Here is a 16,693-nt window from a genome sequence, read left to right as displayed (position 1 = left end):
TCGAAATGGTCATGCCCGGCGACAACGTCGGCATGGTCGTGACCCTGATCAACCCGATCGCGATGGAAGAAGGCTTACGCTTCGCCATCCGTGAAGGCGGTCGCACCGTCGGCGCAGGTGTCGTCGCTAAGGTAATTGAGTAAAAAATATGGCAAACCAAAGAATTCGCATTCGTCTCAAGGCTTTTGATTATCGTTTAATCGATCAATCAGCCCGTGAAATCGTTGAGACGGCAAAACGCACCGGTGCCCAAGTTAAGGGTCCGATTCCACTGCCGACCAAGATTGAGCGTTTCACAGTGTTGATTTCACCGCACGTTGATAAAGACGCGCGTGATCAATATGAGATTCGCACTCACAAGCGTTTGATGGATATTGTCGATCCTACCGACAAGACTGTTGATGCGCTGATGAAGCTGGATCTTGCCGCGGGCGTAGATGTACAGATTAAGTTAACTTAAAGATAAAAGTGCGGCGGCTGCCGCATCTGGTAGCTGCAAAGCTGGGAGTTTTATAATGGCAATTGGTTTAGTTGGTCGCAAAGCTGGTATGACCCGCGTCTTCACTGAAGACGGTACGTCTATTCCAGTGACCGTAATTGAAATCGAGCCCAATCGCGTATCCCAATTGCGTGATCTGGAGCGTGATGGTTATCGCGCTTATCAGGTCACCGTCGGTACGCGTAAGGCAAACCGCATCACCAAGCCTGAAGTGGGCCATTATGCCAAGGCTAACGTGGCGGGTGGCCGTGGTGCTTGGGAATTTCGCCTTGAAGAAGGCGAAGGTAACGACATACAAGTCGGTGCTGAACTGAAGGTTGATGTGTTCCAGGTGGGGCAGATGGTTGACGTGGTTGGCCGCACTATCGGTAAAGGTTTTGCCGGTACCGTCAAGCGTCATCACTTCGCCATGCAGGACGCTACCCACGGTAACTCGCTGTCGCATCGTGCGCCGGGTTCCATCGGTCAAAATCAGAGCCCAGGTCGCGTTTGGAAAGGTAAGAAAATGGCCGGTCATCTGGGTAATGTACGTAGCACTATGATGAATTTAGAGGTCGTCCGCGTTGACGCCGAGCGCAATCTGCTGCTGGTCAAGGGTGCAGTACCCGGTGCCAAGGGTGGCGATGTAATGGTGCGTCCGGCAGTGAAGGCAGGGGCGTAAGGAGTATTTATGGATCTGAAATTGGTTTCTGAATCAGGCGCCAAGACCAGCAAGAGCATCGGCCTTGCCGATAGCTTGTTCGGTCAGGAGTTTAACGAACCCCTGGTACACCAGGTCGTGAACGCCTATATGGCAGCGGGACGTGCTGGTACTGTTGGCCAGAAGACACGTAGTGATGTGAGAGGCGGTGGCGCCAAGCCTTTCAAGCAGAAAGGTAGTGGTCGCGCCCGTGCCGGTACCATTCGCAGCCCATTGTGGCGCGGGGGCGGTAAGGTATTTGCAGCCCGCAATCAGGATTATTCGCAGAAGGTAAACCGCAAGATGTATCGTGGTGCAATCTCCTCGATCCTCTCAGAGTTGGCGCGTCAGGATCGTTTGATGGTGATTGAGTCATTCAGTGTTGAACTGCCGAAGACCAAATCATTGCTGGCCAAGCTGGACGCAATGGGGCTGGATAACGTACTGATCGTGAGCGATGTCTTGAATCAGAATCTGGCACTGGCTGCGCGCAATGTGGCGCGTGTTGAAGTGGCACAACCGAGCCAATTGAATCCAGTCAATCTGATCAAGTTCGAAAAGGTGTTGATGACCTCTGCGGCCATCAAGCAGCTTGAGGAGATCTTCGCATGAGCAAAGAACGTTTAATGAAGGTGCTGCTGGCACCGCACGTCTCCGAAAAGTCTGCGGTAGTGGCTGATACCAATCGCCAGTTTGTGTTCCGTGTGTTGCCGGATGCAAACAAGACTGAAATCAAGAAGGCCGTTGAGCTGATGTTCGATGTCAAAGTTGACGCCGTACAGGTGTCCAATGTTAAGGGCAAGAGCAAGCGTTTTGGCCAGATTATGGGTCGTCGTTCTAACTGGAAAAAGGCTTACGTCAAGCTGCAATCCGGTTTCGATATCGACTTTGCTGGTCAGAAGTAAGCGCCAGCGTTTGAGTAATAAAGGATTAGAGAGCCATGGCTTTAATTAAAACGAATCCGACGTCCGCAGGTCGCCGCGCTGTGGTCAAGGTGGTAAACCCTGATCTGTACAAGGGCGAGCCGCATGCGCCGCTGTTGGAAAAGAAATCCAAGATCAATGGTCGCAACAACGCTGGTCGGATCACGGTCCGTGCGCGTGGTGGTGCCCATAAACGCCATTATCGTTTGATCGATTTCAAGCGTAACGATAAGGACGGTATCCAGGGTAACGTTGAGCGTATTGAGTACGATCCGAACCGTAGTGCCAATATTGCGCTGGTGCTGTATGCAGATGGCGAACGCCGCTACATCATCGCGCCCAGTGGCGTGACCGCCGGTTCCCAGATCGTGTCTGGTGCCGATGCACCGATCAAGGCCGGTAATTGCCTGCCATTGCGCAATATTCCAGTGGGTTCCACGATTCACTGCCTGGAATTGAAGCCTGGCAAGGGTGCGCAGCTCGCTCGCAGCGCTGGCGCCATGATCCAGTTGATTGCCAAAGAAGGTGTTTATGCCTCTGTGCGTCTTCGCTCTGGCGAAATGCGCAAAGTTCTGGCAGACTGTCGCGCCACGATTGGCGAGGTTGGCAACTCAGAGCATAACCTGCGCAGCCTGGGTAAGGCGGGTGCCGCTCGCTGGAGTGGTCGCCGCCCACAATCGCGTGGTGTGGTCATGAATCCGGTCGACCATCCGCATGGTGGTGGTGAGGGACGTACTTCGGGTGGTCGTCACCCAGTATCACCGTGGGGTCAGCCCACAAAGGGTTATAAGACCCGCAAGAACAAGCGTACGGACGGCATGATCGTCCGCCGCCGTAAGTAATAACTTAGGTATAGAGGACTTCGTAACGTGCCACGTTCAGTCAAAAAAGGTCCGTTTGTCGATGCTCACCTGGTAAACAAGGTGAACACGGCTGCGGAAAAGAATGATCGCCGCCCCATCAAGACTTGGTCGCGTCGTTCTATGGTGATCCCGCAAATGGTGGGCTTGACGATTGCTATTCATAACGGTCGTCAACACGTACCGGTGCTGGTCAATGAAAATATGGTCGGACACAAACTGGGTGAGTTTGCTGTTACGCGCACCTTCAAAGGCCATGTGGCCGACAAGAAGGCTAAGTAACGGAGAGTGAGATCATGGAAACGAGAGCAGTTTTAAAGTTTGTTCGTATCTCGCCTCAAAAGGCGCGTTTGGTAGCGGACCAGATCCGTGGCATGAAGGTTGAGCCAGCCCTGAAGTTGCTGTCGTTCAGCAACAAGCGTGCGGCTACCTTGATCAAGAAGGTTGTCGAATCGGCCATTGCCAATGCTGAGCATAATGATGGCGCCGATGTGGACGAACTGAAGGTCAAGACGATTTGTGTTGATGAAGGTCCGGTCTTGAAGCGGATGCAACCACGCGCCAAAGGCCGCGGTAACCGCATTTTGAAACGCACCGCCCACATTACTGTGGCCGTGGCTGAGAAGTAAGAGAGGCGAAGATGGGTCAAAAAGTTAATCCGAATGGGATTCGCCTTGGGATCGTCAAGGACTGGACTTCCAAGTGGTATGCCGAAAGCAAAGACTACGCGAACTACCTGAATACTGATCTTAAAGTGCGCAAGTTCCTGCAGAAGGAACTGGCTCAGGCTTCAGTCAGCCGCATCCAGATCGAACGTCCGGCTCGCAATGCGCGCATCACCATTCACACTGCCCGTCCTGGTATTGTGATCGGTAAAAAGGGTGAAGATATCGAAGTCCTGCGCAAGAAGATCGCCAACATGATGGTGTTGCCAGTCAACGCAGTTCATGTCAGCGTCGAAGAAATTCGCAAGCCTGAGCTGGATGCCACCCTGGTGGCTCAGAGCGTGGCTCAGCAATTAGAGCGGCGTATCATGTTCCGTCGTGCCATGAAGCGCGCGGTGACCAATGCCATGCGTCTGGGTGGTCAAGGCGTCAAGATTCAGGTTTCGGGTCGGGTTAACGGGGCGGAAATTGCCCGTACCGAGTGGTATCGTGAGGGCCGGGTGCCACTCCATACCCTCCGTGCCGACATCGATTATGGTTTTGCCGAGGCGCATACCCCCTCTGGTGTAATTGGAATCAAGGTGTGGCTGTTTAAGGGCGAAGTCTTCGGCAACGAGGACAAGGGTGAGGCCCAGGAAAAGGCCGCCAAGTAACGGCGAACGGGATAGAAGATTATGCTGCAACCGAAAAGAACCAAATTCCGCAAGGTCCATAAGGGGCGGAACCGAGGCTTGGCCCAACGTGGCAACAAAGTCAGCTTCGGAGAATACGGACTAAAGGCTACAAGTCGTGGTAGAATAACGGCCCGCCAGATTGAGGCGGCACGTCGTGCCTTGACCCGTCATGTCAAGCGTGGTGGTAGGATTTGGATTCGAATCTTCCCCGACAAGCCAATTACGCAGAAGCCCCTGGAAGTACGTATGGGTAGCGGTAAGGGTAACGTAGAGTATTGGGTTGCTCAGATTGAGCCAGGCCGCATGCTCTATGAAATGGAAGGGGTTACTGAAGAAATTGCACGGGAAGCGTTTCGTCTGGCCGCTGCCAAACTGCCGGTGCAGACAACGTTTGTCAGCAGAAGGGTTATGTAATGAATGCGATTGAATTGCGAAACAAGAGTGTCCCCGAGCTCCAGTCCGAGCTCGAAGGTCTGTTGCGCGAAGGTTTTAATCTGCGTATGCAGCACGGTACCGGTCAAATGGCTCAAGGCCATCGGCTGAGGCAAAATCGTCGCGCGATTGCGCGTGTGAAGACTATTCTGGGTGAGAAAGCAGGTAACTGAAGATGAGTGAACAGGCAAAAGTCGTGCGCGAAGTGACTGGTCGTGTCGTCAGCAACAAGATGGACAAGACCATTACCGTATTGGTTGAGCGCCGCGTTCGTCACCCGGTGTACAAGAAATACATCACCCGTTCTTCGAAACTGCATGCGCATGACGAAAAGAACGAGTGCAACGAAGGCGATGTTGTCACCATTACTCAGTGCCGCCCGTTGTCCAAGAACAAATCTTGGAGCTTGGTGCGTATCGATGAGAAGGCTGTAGCAATCTAGATTGCGCGCCAGATAAAGATTTAAGCGGAGAAGAAACATGATTCAGATGCGTACATCGTTGGAAGTGGCCGATAATAGCGGCGCGCGTCGCCTGATGTGCATCAAAGTACTCGGTGGCTCCAAGCGCCGGTATGCCAATATCGGCGATGTCATTAAGGTGAGCATTAAAGAAGCTATTCCGCGCGGTAAGGTTAAGAAAGGTGAAGTCTATAACGCGGTAGTTGTGCGTACCCGCAAGGGTGTGCGTCGCGGTGATGGGTCTTTGATCCGTTTTGATGGGAATGCAGCGGTGCTGCTGAATAACAAGCTGGAGCCGATTGGTACCCGTATTTTTGGACCGGTTACCCGTGAGTTGCGTTCGGAGCGATTCATGAAGATTGTTTCGCTGGCACCGGAAGTTCTGTAAATATTTGTTGGCTTTCAGGGTTTGAATCATGCAAAAGATTCGTAAGGGTGATGACGTTATCGTGATCACCGGTAAAGATAAAGGGAAGCGTGGCACTGTGCTGCGCGTGGCGGACAACGATCGCGTTGTTGTTGAAAACGTGAATATGATCAAGCGCCATACCAAGCCTAATCCGCAGCGTAATGTCGCGGGTGGGATCGTGGAGAAAGAGGCGTCGATCCATGTCTCTAATGTCGCGTTATTTAATCCGGCGACGAAGACGGCAGATCGCGTTGGTATCCGTACGTTGGAAGACGGCCGTAAGGTTCGTTTTTTCAAGTCCAACAGTGAAGTTGTAGACATTTAATTTAGGGCAGCGCAGTTATGGCAAGATTGCAGCAATATTACCGCGAGACTGTAGTTACTAAACTGATGCAAGAGTTTGGCTACAAGTCCGTGATGGAAGTGCCGCGCATCACCAAGATCACTCTGAATATGGGTGTTGGCGAAGCGACTGGCGATCGCAAGATTATTGATAATGCGGTGGGTGATCTGCAGAAGATCGCCGGTCAAAAACCGGTGGTGTGCATGTCCCGCAAGTCGGTGGCTGGATTTAAGGTCCGTGAGGGCTGGCCGATCGGATGCAAAGTAACTTTGCGCAGCGAAAAAATGTACGAATTTCTTGATCGCCTGGTAAGTATTGCGATTCCGCGCATCCGTGATTTTCGTGGCTTGAACGCACGCTCTTTCGACGGCCGCGGCAATTACAGTATGGGTGTGACCGAGCAGATCGTTTTCCCTGAAATCGAATACGAAAAGATCGACGCACTCCGTGGTATGGATATCACTTTTACGACGACCGCCAAGACTGACGCAGAAGCTCGCGCATTGTTGGCAGCGTTCAACTTCCCATTTAAAGGTTAAGGTACATGGCTAAAAAGAGCATGGTAAATCGCGAGGTCAAGCGCGCAAGTTTGGTTGCTAAGTTTGCTGTAAAACGAGCTGAACTGAAGAGTCGCATGTTGGATCTCAATTTGAGCGATGAAGAGCGTGATGAGGCGCAAGCCAGATTCCACGCACTACCACGCAATGCCAGCCCGTGCCGGATGCGGAATCGTTGCCGCGACAGCGGTCGTAGCCGCGGTTATTATCGCAAGTTTGGTCTGGGTCGGAACAAACTGCGCGAAGCTGCCATGCGTGGGGATGTCCCAGGCTTGGTTAAGGCGAGCTGGTAAGCGCCGCCGAACATCCGACTGGAATCAGACGCGAAGAAATTTGGAGCACTATAAATGAGTATGACTGACCCGATTGCTGACATGTTAACCCGGATCCGCAATGCGCAGATCACGGAGAAGGCGCAGACTTCCATGCCGTCTTCTACGTTGAAGGCTGCGATCGCCAAGGTGCTGAAGGACGAAGGTTACATCGCTGGCTTCAAAGTTGAATCCCAAGACGGGAAGCAACGCTTGGTAATTGATCTCAAATATTACCTGGGCAAGCCCGTTATCAGCATGATTAAGCGCGCCAGCCGTCCAGGCTTGCGTGTATACAGTGGTAAGGATGACCTGCCTAAAGTTCAGGGCGGGCTTGGTGTCGCCATCATCTCCACTCCTTCTGGGGTGATGACCGAGCGTGCGGCCCGTGCCGCAGGTATCGGTGGCGAAGTTCTTTGTTTCGTTTCGTAATGGCGGTGTGCAATGTCTCGAGTTGCCAAGAAACCTATTAGTATCCCGAAGGGTGTCGAAGTAACCGTTAACGGTCAGTCCGTGTCGGTGAAAGGTACCAAGGGCCAGTTGCAATATCAGGTGCATAGCTCTGTTGAAGTGGCTCGCAATGATAGCAACGAGATCGTTGTGACAGTGCGTGAAAACAGCAAGAATGCATGGGCGCAAGCCGGTACGACTCGCGCATCAGTCAATAATCTGGTGACCGGTGTCAGTCAAGGTTTTGAAAAGCGTTTGCAGTTGATCGGCGTTGGTTATCGTGCGCAGTCACAGGGTAAAATGTTGAATCTGACGCTTGGGTTTTCGCACCCGGTGAATTATCCAGTACCTGAGGGTATCACGGTCGAAACGCCGAGCCAGACGGAAATTGTTGTTAAAGGTACGGATCGTCAGAAGGTCGGCCAAGTGGCTGCCGATATTCGTGGATACCGTCCGCCAGAGCCGTATAAGGGCAAGGGTGTGCGTTATACCAACGAAGTTGTGGTTCGTAAAGAAGCCAAGAAGAAATAATGGTTGGGTCAGTCAATGGATAAGAAAATTACTCGTTTGCGTCGTGCCCGTAAGGCCCGCGCCAAGATCAGAGAACTGTGCAGTTACCGTCTGGCGGTGCATCGTACCCCCCGGCATATCTATGCCCAGGTGATTGCGCCCAATGGTGGTGAAGTGCTGGCGGCGGCTTCGACACTGGAAGCTGACGTCAAAAAGGCACTGGAACACACCGGTAACAAGAATGCAGCGGCCGTAGTTGGCCGCTTTGTCGCCGAGCGTGCGAAGACTGCGGGTATCAAGCAGGTTTCCTTCGATCGTTCCGGTTTCAAGTATCATGGGCGGATTAAGGCGTTAGCAGATGCTGCGCGTGAAGCCGGTCTTGAATTCTAAAGGAAGTAGCTATGGCGAATTTTGAAACACCCGGGAATGGCGACGGTTTACAGGAAAAGTTGGTTTCGGTCCGCCGCGTGGCCAAAGTGGTCAAGGGCGGTCGTATCTTCGGTTTCTCGGCACTGACGGTGGTTGGTGACGGCAATGGACGTGTCGGCATTGGCCGTGGCAAGGCACGCGAAGTGCCCGCTGCGATCCAGAAGGCGATGGAAGATGCGCGCAAGAATCTGATTCGCGTCAAGCTGAACAAAGGTACTGTGCAGCATCCGATCAAGGCTGCCCACGGCGCTGCCAAGATCTACATGCAACCGGCGTCGCAAGGTACCGGCATCATCGCAGGTGGTGCGATGCGCGCTGTTCTCGAAGTAGTAGGGGTGCATGACGTGTTGGCCAAGTGCATCGGATCGACTAATCCGGTGAACGTGGTTCGCGCCACCATCAAGGGCTTGGAACAAATGGCTGATCCAGAATCGATCGCCGCCAAGCGTGGTAAGAAGGTTGCAGAGATCCTGGGTTAAAGTCATGGCAGCGTCGAAGATAATTAAATTAACGTTGGTGCGCAGTTTTCATGGGCGTTTACAGTCTCATAAAGCATGCGTCACTGGATTGGGATTGCGTCGTATGCATCACAGTGTCGAAGTTCAAGACTCTCCGGCTGTGCGCGGCATGATCAACAAGATTAGTTACATGCTAAAGGTTGAGGAAGCTTAATCATGCGTTTAAATACACTCAAACCTGCTGCAGGTTCGAAACCCAGCCCAAAGCGTCTGGGTCGTGGCATTGGTTCTGGCCTGGGCAAGACATCGGGTAAGGGCCACAAGGGTCAACACGCCCGTGCCGGTGGCTATCACAAGGTCGGCTTTGAAGGTGGGCAGATGCCTATTCAGCGCCGTATGCCGAAGGTTGGTTTTAATTCCGCAATTGCCCGCGTGACCGCTGAAGTTCGCCTGAGCGAATTGAATCTGGTGGCTGGCGATGTGGTGGATATGGCATCGCTGCTGGCGGCTGATGTGCTGAGTGCTAAGTTTGAGCGCGCCAAGATCATTGCCTCGGGTACCGTTGATCGCGCCTTCACCGTGCGTGGTTTGCGGGTCACCAAGGGAGCCAAAGCTGCAATCGAAGCCGCTGGCGGAAAGATCGAGGGCTAAGTGGCTTTTCCAGGGACGGCACCGATTGGCGGCCTCGCTGCCGCAGGGCGCTTCAGTGAGCTGAAGCGCCGTTTGCTTTTTGTACTGGGTGCGCTGATCGTTTATCGTATCGGTGCTCATATCCCGGTGCCTGGCGTCAACCCTGTGGCCTTGGCTGAACTCTTCAGCCAGCAAAAGGGCTCGATTATCGACATGTTCAATATGTTCTCCGGTGGCGCTCTGCGCCGCTTTACGATCTTTGCCATCGGGATCATGCCCTATATTTCAGCGTCCATTATTGTTCAGCTTTTGACTAGCGTTGTTCCTTCGTTGGAAGAGCTCAAGAAAGAAGGCGAGGCTGGGCGCCGTAAAATGAGCCAGTATACCCGCTACGGCACGGTGGTGTTGGCGACCGTGCAGGCCGGTGGTGTCGCCTATGCCCTGCAAAATCAACAGGTTGGCGGTATGCCGGTGGTGATGGACCCTGGTTTTGGCTTCATGTTCACGGCCATTGTCACTCTGGTCGCCGGGACGATGTTCCTGATGTGGCTGGGTGAGCAAATAACAGAGCGTGGGATCGGTAATGGCATCTCCGTCATCATTTTTGCCGGTATTGTGGCCGGTCTGCCAGCGGCGATTGGTGGCACCCTGGAGCTGGGGAGCACCGGAGAGCTGAGTATTTTCATGATCCTCTTCTTCCTGGCGCTAGCGGTGGCGGTGACGGGGTTTGTGATCTTTGTCGAGCGCTGCCAGCGCCGGATCACTGTTAATTACGCCAAGCGCCAGCAAGGCCGTAAGGTCTACGGCGGCCAGACCAGCCATCTGCCCCTGAAAATCAATATGGCCGGGGTGATCCCGCCGATTTTTGCCTCCAGTATTATCCTGTTTCCGGCGACGATTGCCGGTATGTTTGGATCAGGCGCCGGTTTGGGCTGGTTGCAGGATATTGCGACCAAGTTATCGCCCGGGCAGCCGATTTATGTGATTTTGTACGCTGTGGCGATCGTGTTTTTCTGCTTTTTTTACACAGCGCTCCAGTTTAATCCTAAGGAAACGGCAGAAAATCTAAAGAAATCAGGGGCTTTCATTCCAGGTATCCGCCCGGGTGAGCAGACCGCCAAGTATATTGATACCGTCATGACCCGCTTGACCGTGGCCGGCGCCATTTATATTACAGCCGTGTGCTTGCTGCCCGAGTTCCTGATCGTGAAGTGGAATGTGCCGTTTTACTTCGGGGGCACGTCGCTCCTGATTATTGTAGTGGTGGTGATGGATTTCATGGCCCAGTTGCAGGCCCACTTGATGTCGCACCAGTACGAGGGGTTGATGAAGAAGGCCAACCTTAAAAGTTGAGAAAAAGGTTAAATAAGGCCTTCATCCGGCTTTGGTTTCAAGAAAAACTGCGGTATACTTCCGCCCCACTCGTATCCGGGGGTGGTATACCCCGTTTACTGATTTTTTGGAGATAGAACAATGAAGGTTCGTACTTCGGTCAAAAAGTTGTGCCGTAACTGCAAGGTGATCCGTCGTAAGGGTGTGGTTCGGATTATCTGCACGGATGCCCGCCACAAGCAGCGTCAGGGCTAAGAACGGTTGGGTTTGAATGGGCTCGTGAATGGTTGAAACTTAAGCCATTCGCAGCTAGAATTTCGCGTTTTCGTAATGGCTTCGGCCAGATTAAAGGAGTTTGCCTCAGATGGCTCGTATTGCTGGTATCAATATTCCGGTAAATAAGCACGCAGTGATCGCATTGACCGCGATCTACGGCATTGGCCGTACCCGTGCCCGCGATATTTGTGCTGCGGCTGGTGTTCAGCCAACAGCTAAAATCAAGGATTTGCAAGATGCTCAGGTTGAAGCCCTGCGTTCTGAGGTGGCCAAGTTTACGGTAGAAGGCGATCTGCGGCGCGAAGTTTCAATGAGTATTAAACGATTGATGGACTTGGGCACGTATCGTGGCCTGCGTCATCGTCGTGGCCTGCCCGTTCGCGGTCAGCGTACTCGCACCAATGCACGTACTCGTAAGGGTCCGCGCAAGGCGATCAGAAAATAATCAAACTGGATTAAGATATGGTTAAGGCAGCTACCCGTACTACGCGTAAGCGTGTAAAGAAAAATGTGGTTGATGGCGTGGCACACATTCACGCTTCATTCAATAACACCATCATAACGATCACTGACCGTCAGGGTAACACCCTGTCATGGGCAACCTCTGGCGGTGCTGGTTTCCGCGGCTCACGTAAGAGTACGCCGTTCGCAGCTCAGGTTGCGGCCGAGAAGGCGGGTAGTGTTGTCAAAGAGTTCGGCATGAAGAATATGGATGTGCTGGTGAAGGGGCCTGGTCCAGGCCGTGAATCCGCTGTCCGTGCCCTGAATGCATTGGGTTTCAAGATCAGCAGCATCACTGACGTCACACCCATCCCGCACAACGGGTGCCGTCCGCCGAAGAAGCGTCGAGTTTAAGTCCGGAGATTTATTGTGGCTAGATATATTGGTTCTAAATGCCGTTTGTGCCGCCGTCAAGGCGAAAAGCTTTTCCTGAAGGGTGAAAAGTGCTACACCGCCAAGTGCGCCGTTGAGAAGCGTAGTTTTGCTCCGGGTCAGCACGGCCAGCGTCGTAGCCGCTTGACGGATTACGCCGGTCAGCTGCGCGAAAAGCAAAAATTGCGCCGTATTTACGGTGTGCTGGAAGGTCAGTTCCGTTTGTATTATCAGGAAGCTGACCGTGGCAAAGGTTCTACCGGTGAGCGTCTGTTGCAGTTGCTTGAAGGCCGTCTGGATAACATCGTTTATCGCATGGGCTTCGCATCATCTCGCACAGAAGCGCGTCAGCTGGTGCGCCATGACGGTATCAACGTCAACGGCAAGAAGGTCAACATTCCTAGCTATCAGCTGAAGGCGAGCGATGTTGTCTCCGTCAGCGATGGTGCGAAGGAGCAGCTGCGGATCAAGGCTGCGCTGGACTTCTCGCAGCAACGCGGCGTGGTTGACTGGATTGAAGTGGATGCCAAGAAAATGGAAGGCGTATTCAAGTCGATTCCGGCGCGCAGCGATCTGCCGTCCGAAATTAATGAGCATCTGGTTGTCGAGTTGTACTCGAAGTAATCTGGCCAGGTTTTGGTTTAGATTTCAGACTTGATAAAGAATTAACTCAACAGAGGATAAAATATGCAGGGCTCGGTGACTGAGTTTTTGAAACCTCGTGTCGTTGATGTGCAAGCGATCAGCGATAGCCATGCAAAGGTAACCTTGGAGCCGCTGGAGCGCGGTTTTGGGCATACCCTGGGTAATGCCCTGCGTCGCATTCTGCTTTCGTCTATGCCCGGTGCAGCAGTGACCGAGGCCGAGATCGAAGGCGTTCTGCACGAATACACCACGTTGGAAGGTGTGCAGGAAGATGTAATCGAAATCATTCTCAACTTGAAAGAGCTGTCGCTCAAGATGCATGGTATCAATGAAGCGACGCTCATCATCAACAAAACAGGTCCTGGCGTAGTGAAGGCGAGCGATATCGAGCTGCCGCACAATGTCGAGATCGTCAATAAAGATCTGGTGATCGCGCATTTGAATGCCGCAGGCAAATTGAATGCACGCTTGAAAGTGATGATGGGTCGTGGTTATGAGCCTGCCACTTCGCGTCTGCGCGCTGACGAAACCCGTACTATCGGACATTTGCATCTGGATGCGACTTATACGCCGGTGCGTCGTGTCAGCTACTCCGTTGAACGTGCCCGTGTAGAGCAACGTACCGACCTGGACAAGCTGATCATCGACATGGAAACCAACGGTTCCATCGATCCGGAAGAAGCTATCCGTCGCGCCGCCAGCATTCTGCGCGATCAATTGTCGATCTTCGTTGATCTGCAAAGCTCTGAAGTCACCTCCAGCACACCGAAGTCAGTTGATGTCGATCCGATCTTGTTGCGTCCGGTAGATGATCTGGAATTGACTGTGCGTTCGGCCAATTGTCTGAAGGCAGAAAACATTTATTACATTGGTGACCTGATCCAGCGTACGGAAGTCGAGTTGTTGAAGACGCCTAACCTGGGCAAGAAGTCGCTGACCGAGATCAAGGACGTGCTGGCAATGCACGGCTTGTCGCTGGGTATGCGTCTGGAAAACTGGCCGCCTGCGCAGCTGAAGCGCGAGCATGAAAAGGCTGCTTCCTAAGCGGCGACACGAAATAGTTTAAGTAATTAGCTTAAGGAATACGAACCATGCGTCATCGCAATAGTGGCCGGCAACTGAGCCGGAACAGCAGTCACCGTAAGGCCATGCTGAAAAACATGTCATCTTCGTTGTTCCTGCACGAAGTGATCAAGACTACGCTGCCCAAGGCAAAAGAGCTGCGGATGATTGCTGAGCCGTTGATCACCTTGGCCAAGGTCGACAGCGTTGCCAATCGCCGGCTGGCGTTTGCCCGTCTGCGTGACAAAGATGCCGTTGGCACCTTGTTTGACAGCCTGGGTCCACGTTACAAGAATCGCCCAGGCGGTTACTTGCGCATCCTCAAGTGCGGCTTCCGCGCTGGTGACAAGGCCCCAATGGCCATCGTCGAGCTGGTAGACCGTCCTGCTGAGGCCGCTGCCGAGTAAGGCGAAGCAAGCTAATGTTTCAACGAAGAGCCGGGTGAATGCCCGGCTTTTTCGTTTGGTGATATGCTTAAAAAAGGTGCAAGTCTGACGTGTTATAGTTACGCAATATTGATACTTATCTTGCGAGGATACCTATGGGTCTTGTTCAGACCAAACTGAAACTATCGAATCCCTCTAATCGTGATCTTGCTGCTATCGAGGTCAAGGCGCTGGCTGATACGGGTGCGTTGCACCTGTGTATTCCGGAGCACATAGCACTCCAGCTGGAGGTAACCGAACTGGAGAAGCGTGAGGCGGTATTGGCAGATGGTCGTCACCAGTTATGCCCCTACGTCGGCCCGATTCAGGTGGAATTCGATGGCCGTCGTTGTTTCGTCGGTGCACTGGTGTTGGGCGACAGTGTTTTGCTCGGTGCAATCCCAATGGAAGATATGGATTTGGTGGTTATTCCTGCGCAGCGCAAGATTATGGCCAATCCTGAGAATCCCAATATTCCGCTGTCGACAGTAAAGTAATGTTTCAGAAAGATAGGGTGGGTTAGCGCTTTTCGCATAACCCACCAAGCGTGCCCAAAGCGCTGCGCGGGGCAGGCTCTGTGAAGCACACAACTTGTTTTTTAGCACGTTAACGGTACGGCATTGAAGGCAGCGTCACTCCCAGATGGGTTAATGGTGCTCGATCTGCTAAGGTTCCACTATGATCGTCCTCTTCACAGACTTCGGCCTACAAGGCCCCTACATCGGCCAGATGCAGGCGGTGTTGGCGCGGCTGGCGCCAAGTGTGCCGGTGATCAATCTGTTTGCCGATGCACCGACGTTTCGGCCACAGGCTGCGGCGTATTTGTTGGCGGCGTATGTCGATGAGCTTCCCGCAGGGACGGTGTTTTTGTGTGTGGTTGATCCCGGTGTCGGCACCACACAACGCAAACCCGTGGTATACGAGATCGGCGAGCGCTGGTTTGTCGGGCCGGATAATGGCCTGTTTGATGTTGTCATCGCCCGTTCCGGGCAAGCCGTCACGCGGCAAGAAATTCTCTGGCAACCGCCAAAACTCTCCGCCTCGTTTCATGGCCGTGATTTGTTCGCGCCGGTCGGGGCGCGGTTGGCGCTGGGTGAGTTGCCCGCGCAGTGGTTGGGCGAGGCCGAGTTATGCAGCGCCAAAGAACATTGCCCGCTTGATCTGGATGCAGTGATTTATATCGATGGCTTTGGCAATGCGATGACCGGCCGTCGGGCAGCGACGGTCAATCCGCAAACACGTTTCAAAGTGAATGGCCGCGAGTTGGGTTGGGCGCGCACCTTTGGTGTAGCGGCGGAGGGTGAGCCGTTCTGGTATGAAAATTCAAATGGCCTAGTGGAAATCGCGGTGAATTGTGGTTCGGCAGCGGCGCAATTGGATTTGCATGTGGGGACGGTGGTGAGGAGGGTGTTGTGATGGAGGCAGGAATTGATGCATATTATACAGTAATGTTCCTAAGGAAAATTAGTGGAGTCTTATGAAGCGGGTTGGCTGTCAATGGTTGGAAACGCTCTGAGGCAATAGATGAATTTCGTCTATTACCAATATTACGGATTCCGTATAACACACTGTTGGGGTTTTCACTTTTCACAGGAGGCATCATGTCAATAATCACAGTTTATTCGTTCAGTTACCACGATAAAGAACAAGGAATACAAGTTATCGGAAGCGGTAAATTCCAACGCGAGAAAATCGCGGAAAAAGATGGATGGAATGTCATTGAAAGCTCCGCTGAAGATGTAGATTCATCATTACTTACAAGCGAGGGGCGATACTACCCTGCACAATGAAACTCCTTGGCATAACATGCAAACTACTGGTCGGATTTTCATGCTCACTACCAGATATGAAAATCACAAGTTCTTTTTGGTTGATTTTATGCACTTTCAGAGATGCACGAAAATCGGCATTTGCTTTCCCAAGCGAGGACCACTTAACACGGTATTCGCCCAACCCGTCAGCCAAGCGGGACTGCGCAAAAGCGCGCAGCCCCTTACTTTTACGTTGAGGCTGTAGAAAAACCCAAAACCACCCAATAAATCGCCCTCGCGATCTGCCATAATTTCACTGCGAAATAAAACAAAGGTGGACGCGACATGGCACGGTTCAAAGCGATACACAAAGGCCTAAAACTACTGCCGGTCGATTTTGACCGGCAAGTCATCCCGGGCAGTTTTGAATACGCGTTATGCCATCTTGTCGATCGCGAGCTTGATCTTTCCACCTTTCATGCACGCTACAAGAATGACATCGAGGGCGCATCCGCTTTCGACCCGGCAGTGCTCATCAAAATCATCCTGTTGGCCTACAGTCGCGGCATCATTCACAGCCGCAAAATAGAAGCCGCCTGCCGCGAGCGCTGACCGCCAAGGAGAGCGAAGCGGTGGCGGTTAGTCCCCGATAGGCGACCCCGTCCGCGGACTCGGAGTTGAGAGCGATAGCGAGCGACGTAGAGGCTGCGGCAGCGGGTATAGTCGCCGTAGAGTCATTGTGGTAGCTATATTGAGTGCCACGAGAGAGCGAAGCGAACGATGTTGTACGAAGACGTAGCGGACGCAGGACGGTCGGGGCAAAAGGAATCAGTTGTCGCGTCAGCGAGTCAATTTATGGCATGGACGCCATAAATTGGTCACGAGGTAGCGACACTATCGAACGTACTGTTTATCGCCGTCTCGGGAGACAGCCAACCGCACTTCACCACACTCGCCGCCTTTGTCTCGGGCATGGGCGATACCGTGGCCAAACTGTTTGCCCAAGTCCTGCTCATATGCGACCGCCAAGGCTTGATTGG

General features: G+C 53.0%; 32 protein-coding genes and 1 pseudogene. All 33 read left to right on the top strand.

The window, feature by feature from the left end:
* Window positions 1-143, top strand: a 143-nt coding sequence (gene tuf / locus HY272_00560) for an elongation factor Tu (GenBank protein ID MBI3771185.1), incomplete at its 5' end; no start/stop codon positions are given.
* 5 nt (window positions 144-148) lie between these two features.
* Window positions 149-460 carry a 30S ribosomal protein S10 gene (gene rpsJ / locus HY272_00555; protein ID MBI3771184.1) on the top strand — a complete coding sequence of 104 codons (312 nt, stop codon included), beginning with the start codon at window positions 149-151 and terminating at the stop codon, window positions 458-460.
* Window positions 461-515: 55 nt separating this feature from the next.
* Window positions 516-1,160: a 50S ribosomal protein L3 gene (rplC, locus tag HY272_00550; protein ID MBI3771183.1), complete on the top strand. Its 645-nt coding sequence runs from the start codon at window positions 516-518 to the stop codon at window positions 1,158-1,160.
* Between the two features lie 9 nt (window positions 1,161-1,169).
* Window positions 1,170-1,790: a 50S ribosomal protein L4 gene (gene rplD, locus HY272_00545; protein MBI3771182.1), complete on the top strand. Its 621-nt coding sequence runs from the start codon at window positions 1,170-1,172 to the stop codon at window positions 1,788-1,790.
* Window positions 1,787-2,083, top strand: a complete 297-nt coding sequence (gene rplW / locus HY272_00540; protein ID MBI3771181.1) for a 50S ribosomal protein L23 — start codon at window positions 1,787-1,789, stop codon at window positions 2,081-2,083. Before rplD ends, rplW begins: the two co-directional genes overlap by 4 nt.
* 35 nt (window positions 2,084-2,118) lie before the next feature.
* A complete protein-coding gene (rplB, locus tag HY272_00535) occupies window positions 2,119-2,943 on the top strand; it encodes a 50S ribosomal protein L2 (GenBank protein ID MBI3771180.1) in 825 nt (274 codons plus the stop codon).
* Window positions 2,944-2,970: 27 nt separating this feature from the next.
* Window positions 2,971-3,243: a 30S ribosomal protein S19 gene (gene rpsS, locus HY272_00530; protein MBI3771179.1), complete on the top strand. Its 273-nt coding sequence runs from the start codon at window positions 2,971-2,973 to the stop codon at window positions 3,241-3,243.
* Between the two features lie 14 nt (window positions 3,244-3,257).
* Window positions 3,258-3,590 carry a 50S ribosomal protein L22 gene (rplV, locus tag HY272_00525; protein MBI3771178.1) on the top strand — a complete coding sequence of 111 codons (333 nt, stop codon included), beginning with the start codon at window positions 3,258-3,260 and terminating at the stop codon, window positions 3,588-3,590.
* Window positions 3,591-3,601: 11 nt separating this feature from the next.
* Window positions 3,602-4,279, top strand: a complete 678-nt coding sequence (gene rpsC / locus HY272_00520; GenBank protein ID MBI3771177.1) for a 30S ribosomal protein S3 — start codon at window positions 3,602-3,604, stop codon at window positions 4,277-4,279.
* A 21-nt stretch (window positions 4,280-4,300) separates the two neighbouring features.
* The gene (rplP, locus tag HY272_00515) at window positions 4,301-4,714 is read left to right on the top strand and encodes a 50S ribosomal protein L16 (protein ID MBI3771176.1); all 414 of its coding nucleotides are present in this window, start codon (window positions 4,301-4,303) and stop codon (window positions 4,712-4,714) included.
* Window positions 4,714-4,905, top strand: coding sequence for a 50S ribosomal protein L29 (rpmC, locus tag HY272_00510; GenBank protein ID MBI3771175.1), 192 nt, complete (start codon window positions 4,714-4,716; stop codon window positions 4,903-4,905). Before rplP ends, rpmC begins: the two co-directional genes overlap by 1 nt.
* Before the next feature lie 2 nt (window positions 4,906-4,907).
* Entirely contained in the window at window positions 4,908-5,174 is a 267-nt protein-coding gene (rpsQ, locus tag HY272_00505; protein ID MBI3771174.1) for a 30S ribosomal protein S17, read from the top strand.
* Between the two features lie 37 nt (window positions 5,175-5,211).
* Window positions 5,212-5,580 carry a 50S ribosomal protein L14 gene (gene rplN, locus HY272_00500; GenBank protein MBI3771173.1) on the top strand — a complete coding sequence of 123 codons (369 nt, stop codon included), beginning with the start codon at window positions 5,212-5,214 and terminating at the stop codon, window positions 5,578-5,580.
* A gap of 28 nt (window positions 5,581-5,608) precedes the next feature.
* On the top strand, window positions 5,609-5,926 hold the full coding sequence (gene rplX, locus HY272_00495) for a 50S ribosomal protein L24 (GenBank protein MBI3771172.1): 318 nt from the start codon (window positions 5,609-5,611) through the stop codon (window positions 5,924-5,926).
* Between the two features lie 17 nt (window positions 5,927-5,943).
* Window positions 5,944-6,483, top strand: a complete 540-nt coding sequence (rplE, locus tag HY272_00490) for a 50S ribosomal protein L5 (protein ID MBI3771171.1) — start codon at window positions 5,944-5,946, stop codon at window positions 6,481-6,483.
* A 5-nt stretch (window positions 6,484-6,488) separates the two neighbouring features.
* Entirely contained in the window at window positions 6,489-6,794 is a 306-nt protein-coding gene (gene rpsN / locus HY272_00485) for a 30S ribosomal protein S14 (protein MBI3771170.1), read from the top strand.
* A 54-nt stretch (window positions 6,795-6,848) separates the two neighbouring features.
* Complete coding sequence (gene rpsH / locus HY272_00480) at window positions 6,849-7,244, top strand: 30S ribosomal protein S8 (protein ID MBI3771169.1); 396 nt, start codon at window positions 6,849-6,851, stop codon at window positions 7,242-7,244.
* Window positions 7,245-7,256: 12 nt separating this feature from the next.
* A complete protein-coding gene (rplF, locus tag HY272_00475) occupies window positions 7,257-7,793 on the top strand; it encodes a 50S ribosomal protein L6 (GenBank protein ID MBI3771168.1) in 537 nt (178 codons plus the stop codon).
* A gap of 15 nt (window positions 7,794-7,808) precedes the next feature.
* Complete coding sequence (gene rplR / locus HY272_00470) at window positions 7,809-8,162, top strand: 50S ribosomal protein L18 (protein ID MBI3771167.1); 354 nt, start codon at window positions 7,809-7,811, stop codon at window positions 8,160-8,162.
* An 11-nt stretch (window positions 8,163-8,173) separates the two neighbouring features.
* Window positions 8,174-8,680: a 30S ribosomal protein S5 gene (gene rpsE / locus HY272_00465; GenBank protein MBI3771166.1), complete on the top strand. Its 507-nt coding sequence runs from the start codon at window positions 8,174-8,176 to the stop codon at window positions 8,678-8,680.
* A gap of 4 nt (window positions 8,681-8,684) precedes the next feature.
* Entirely contained in the window at window positions 8,685-8,873 is a 189-nt protein-coding gene (gene rpmD / locus HY272_00460) for a 50S ribosomal protein L30 (GenBank protein MBI3771165.1), read from the top strand.
* A 2-nt stretch (window positions 8,874-8,875) separates the two neighbouring features.
* Window positions 8,876-9,310 carry a 50S ribosomal protein L15 gene (gene rplO / locus HY272_00455; GenBank protein MBI3771164.1) on the top strand — a complete coding sequence of 145 codons (435 nt, stop codon included), beginning with the start codon at window positions 8,876-8,878 and terminating at the stop codon, window positions 9,308-9,310.
* A gap of 24 nt (window positions 9,311-9,334) precedes the next feature.
* Window positions 9,335-10,642: a preprotein translocase subunit SecY gene (secY, locus tag HY272_00450; GenBank protein ID MBI3771163.1), complete on the top strand. Its 1,308-nt coding sequence runs from the start codon at window positions 9,335-9,337 to the stop codon at window positions 10,640-10,642.
* A gap of 120 nt (window positions 10,643-10,762) precedes the next feature.
* Complete coding sequence (gene rpmJ, locus HY272_00445; GenBank protein MBI3771162.1) at window positions 10,763-10,876, top strand: 50S ribosomal protein L36; 114 nt, start codon at window positions 10,763-10,765, stop codon at window positions 10,874-10,876.
* A 109-nt stretch (window positions 10,877-10,985) separates the two neighbouring features.
* Window positions 10,986-11,342 carry a 30S ribosomal protein S13 gene (gene rpsM, locus HY272_00440; protein ID MBI3771161.1) on the top strand — a complete coding sequence of 119 codons (357 nt, stop codon included), beginning with the start codon at window positions 10,986-10,988 and terminating at the stop codon, window positions 11,340-11,342.
* 17 nt (window positions 11,343-11,359) lie between these two features.
* A complete protein-coding gene (gene rpsK, locus HY272_00435) occupies window positions 11,360-11,752 on the top strand; it encodes a 30S ribosomal protein S11 (GenBank protein MBI3771160.1) in 393 nt (130 codons plus the stop codon).
* Between the two features lie 15 nt (window positions 11,753-11,767).
* Window positions 11,768-12,394, top strand: a complete 627-nt coding sequence (gene rpsD, locus HY272_00430; GenBank protein ID MBI3771159.1) for a 30S ribosomal protein S4 — start codon at window positions 11,768-11,770, stop codon at window positions 12,392-12,394.
* A gap of 63 nt (window positions 12,395-12,457) precedes the next feature.
* Entirely contained in the window at window positions 12,458-13,459 is a 1,002-nt protein-coding gene (gene rpoA, locus HY272_00425; protein ID MBI3771158.1) for a DNA-directed RNA polymerase subunit alpha, read from the top strand.
* A 47-nt stretch (window positions 13,460-13,506) separates the two neighbouring features.
* Window positions 13,507-13,884, top strand: a complete 378-nt coding sequence (gene rplQ, locus HY272_00420; protein MBI3771157.1) for a 50S ribosomal protein L17 — start codon at window positions 13,507-13,509, stop codon at window positions 13,882-13,884.
* A gap of 134 nt (window positions 13,885-14,018) precedes the next feature.
* A complete protein-coding gene (locus HY272_00415; protein MBI3771156.1) occupies window positions 14,019-14,399 on the top strand; it encodes a clan AA aspartic protease in 381 nt (126 codons plus the stop codon).
* A gap of 181 nt (window positions 14,400-14,580) precedes the next feature.
* A complete protein-coding gene (locus HY272_00410) occupies window positions 14,581-15,318 on the top strand; it encodes an SAM-dependent chlorinase/fluorinase (GenBank protein ID MBI3771155.1) in 738 nt (245 codons plus the stop codon).
* A gap of 185 nt (window positions 15,319-15,503) precedes the next feature.
* Window positions 15,504-15,692, top strand: a complete 189-nt coding sequence (locus HY272_00405; GenBank protein MBI3771154.1) for a hypothetical protein — start codon at window positions 15,504-15,506, stop codon at window positions 15,690-15,692.
* A gap of 306 nt (window positions 15,693-15,998) precedes the next feature.
* A pseudogene (locus HY272_00400) lies at window positions 15,999-16,259 on the top strand (transposase).
* Window positions 16,260-16,693 lie beyond the last annotated feature (434 nt).

This window comes from Gammaproteobacteria bacterium (genome assembly GCA_016200485.1).
Taxonomy (GTDB): domain Bacteria; phylum Pseudomonadota; class Gammaproteobacteria; order Tenderiales; family Tenderiaceae; genus JACQEP01.
The sequence above is the reverse complement of the archived record's forward strand: the minus strand, read 5'-3'. Positions and strand labels throughout refer to the sequence as shown.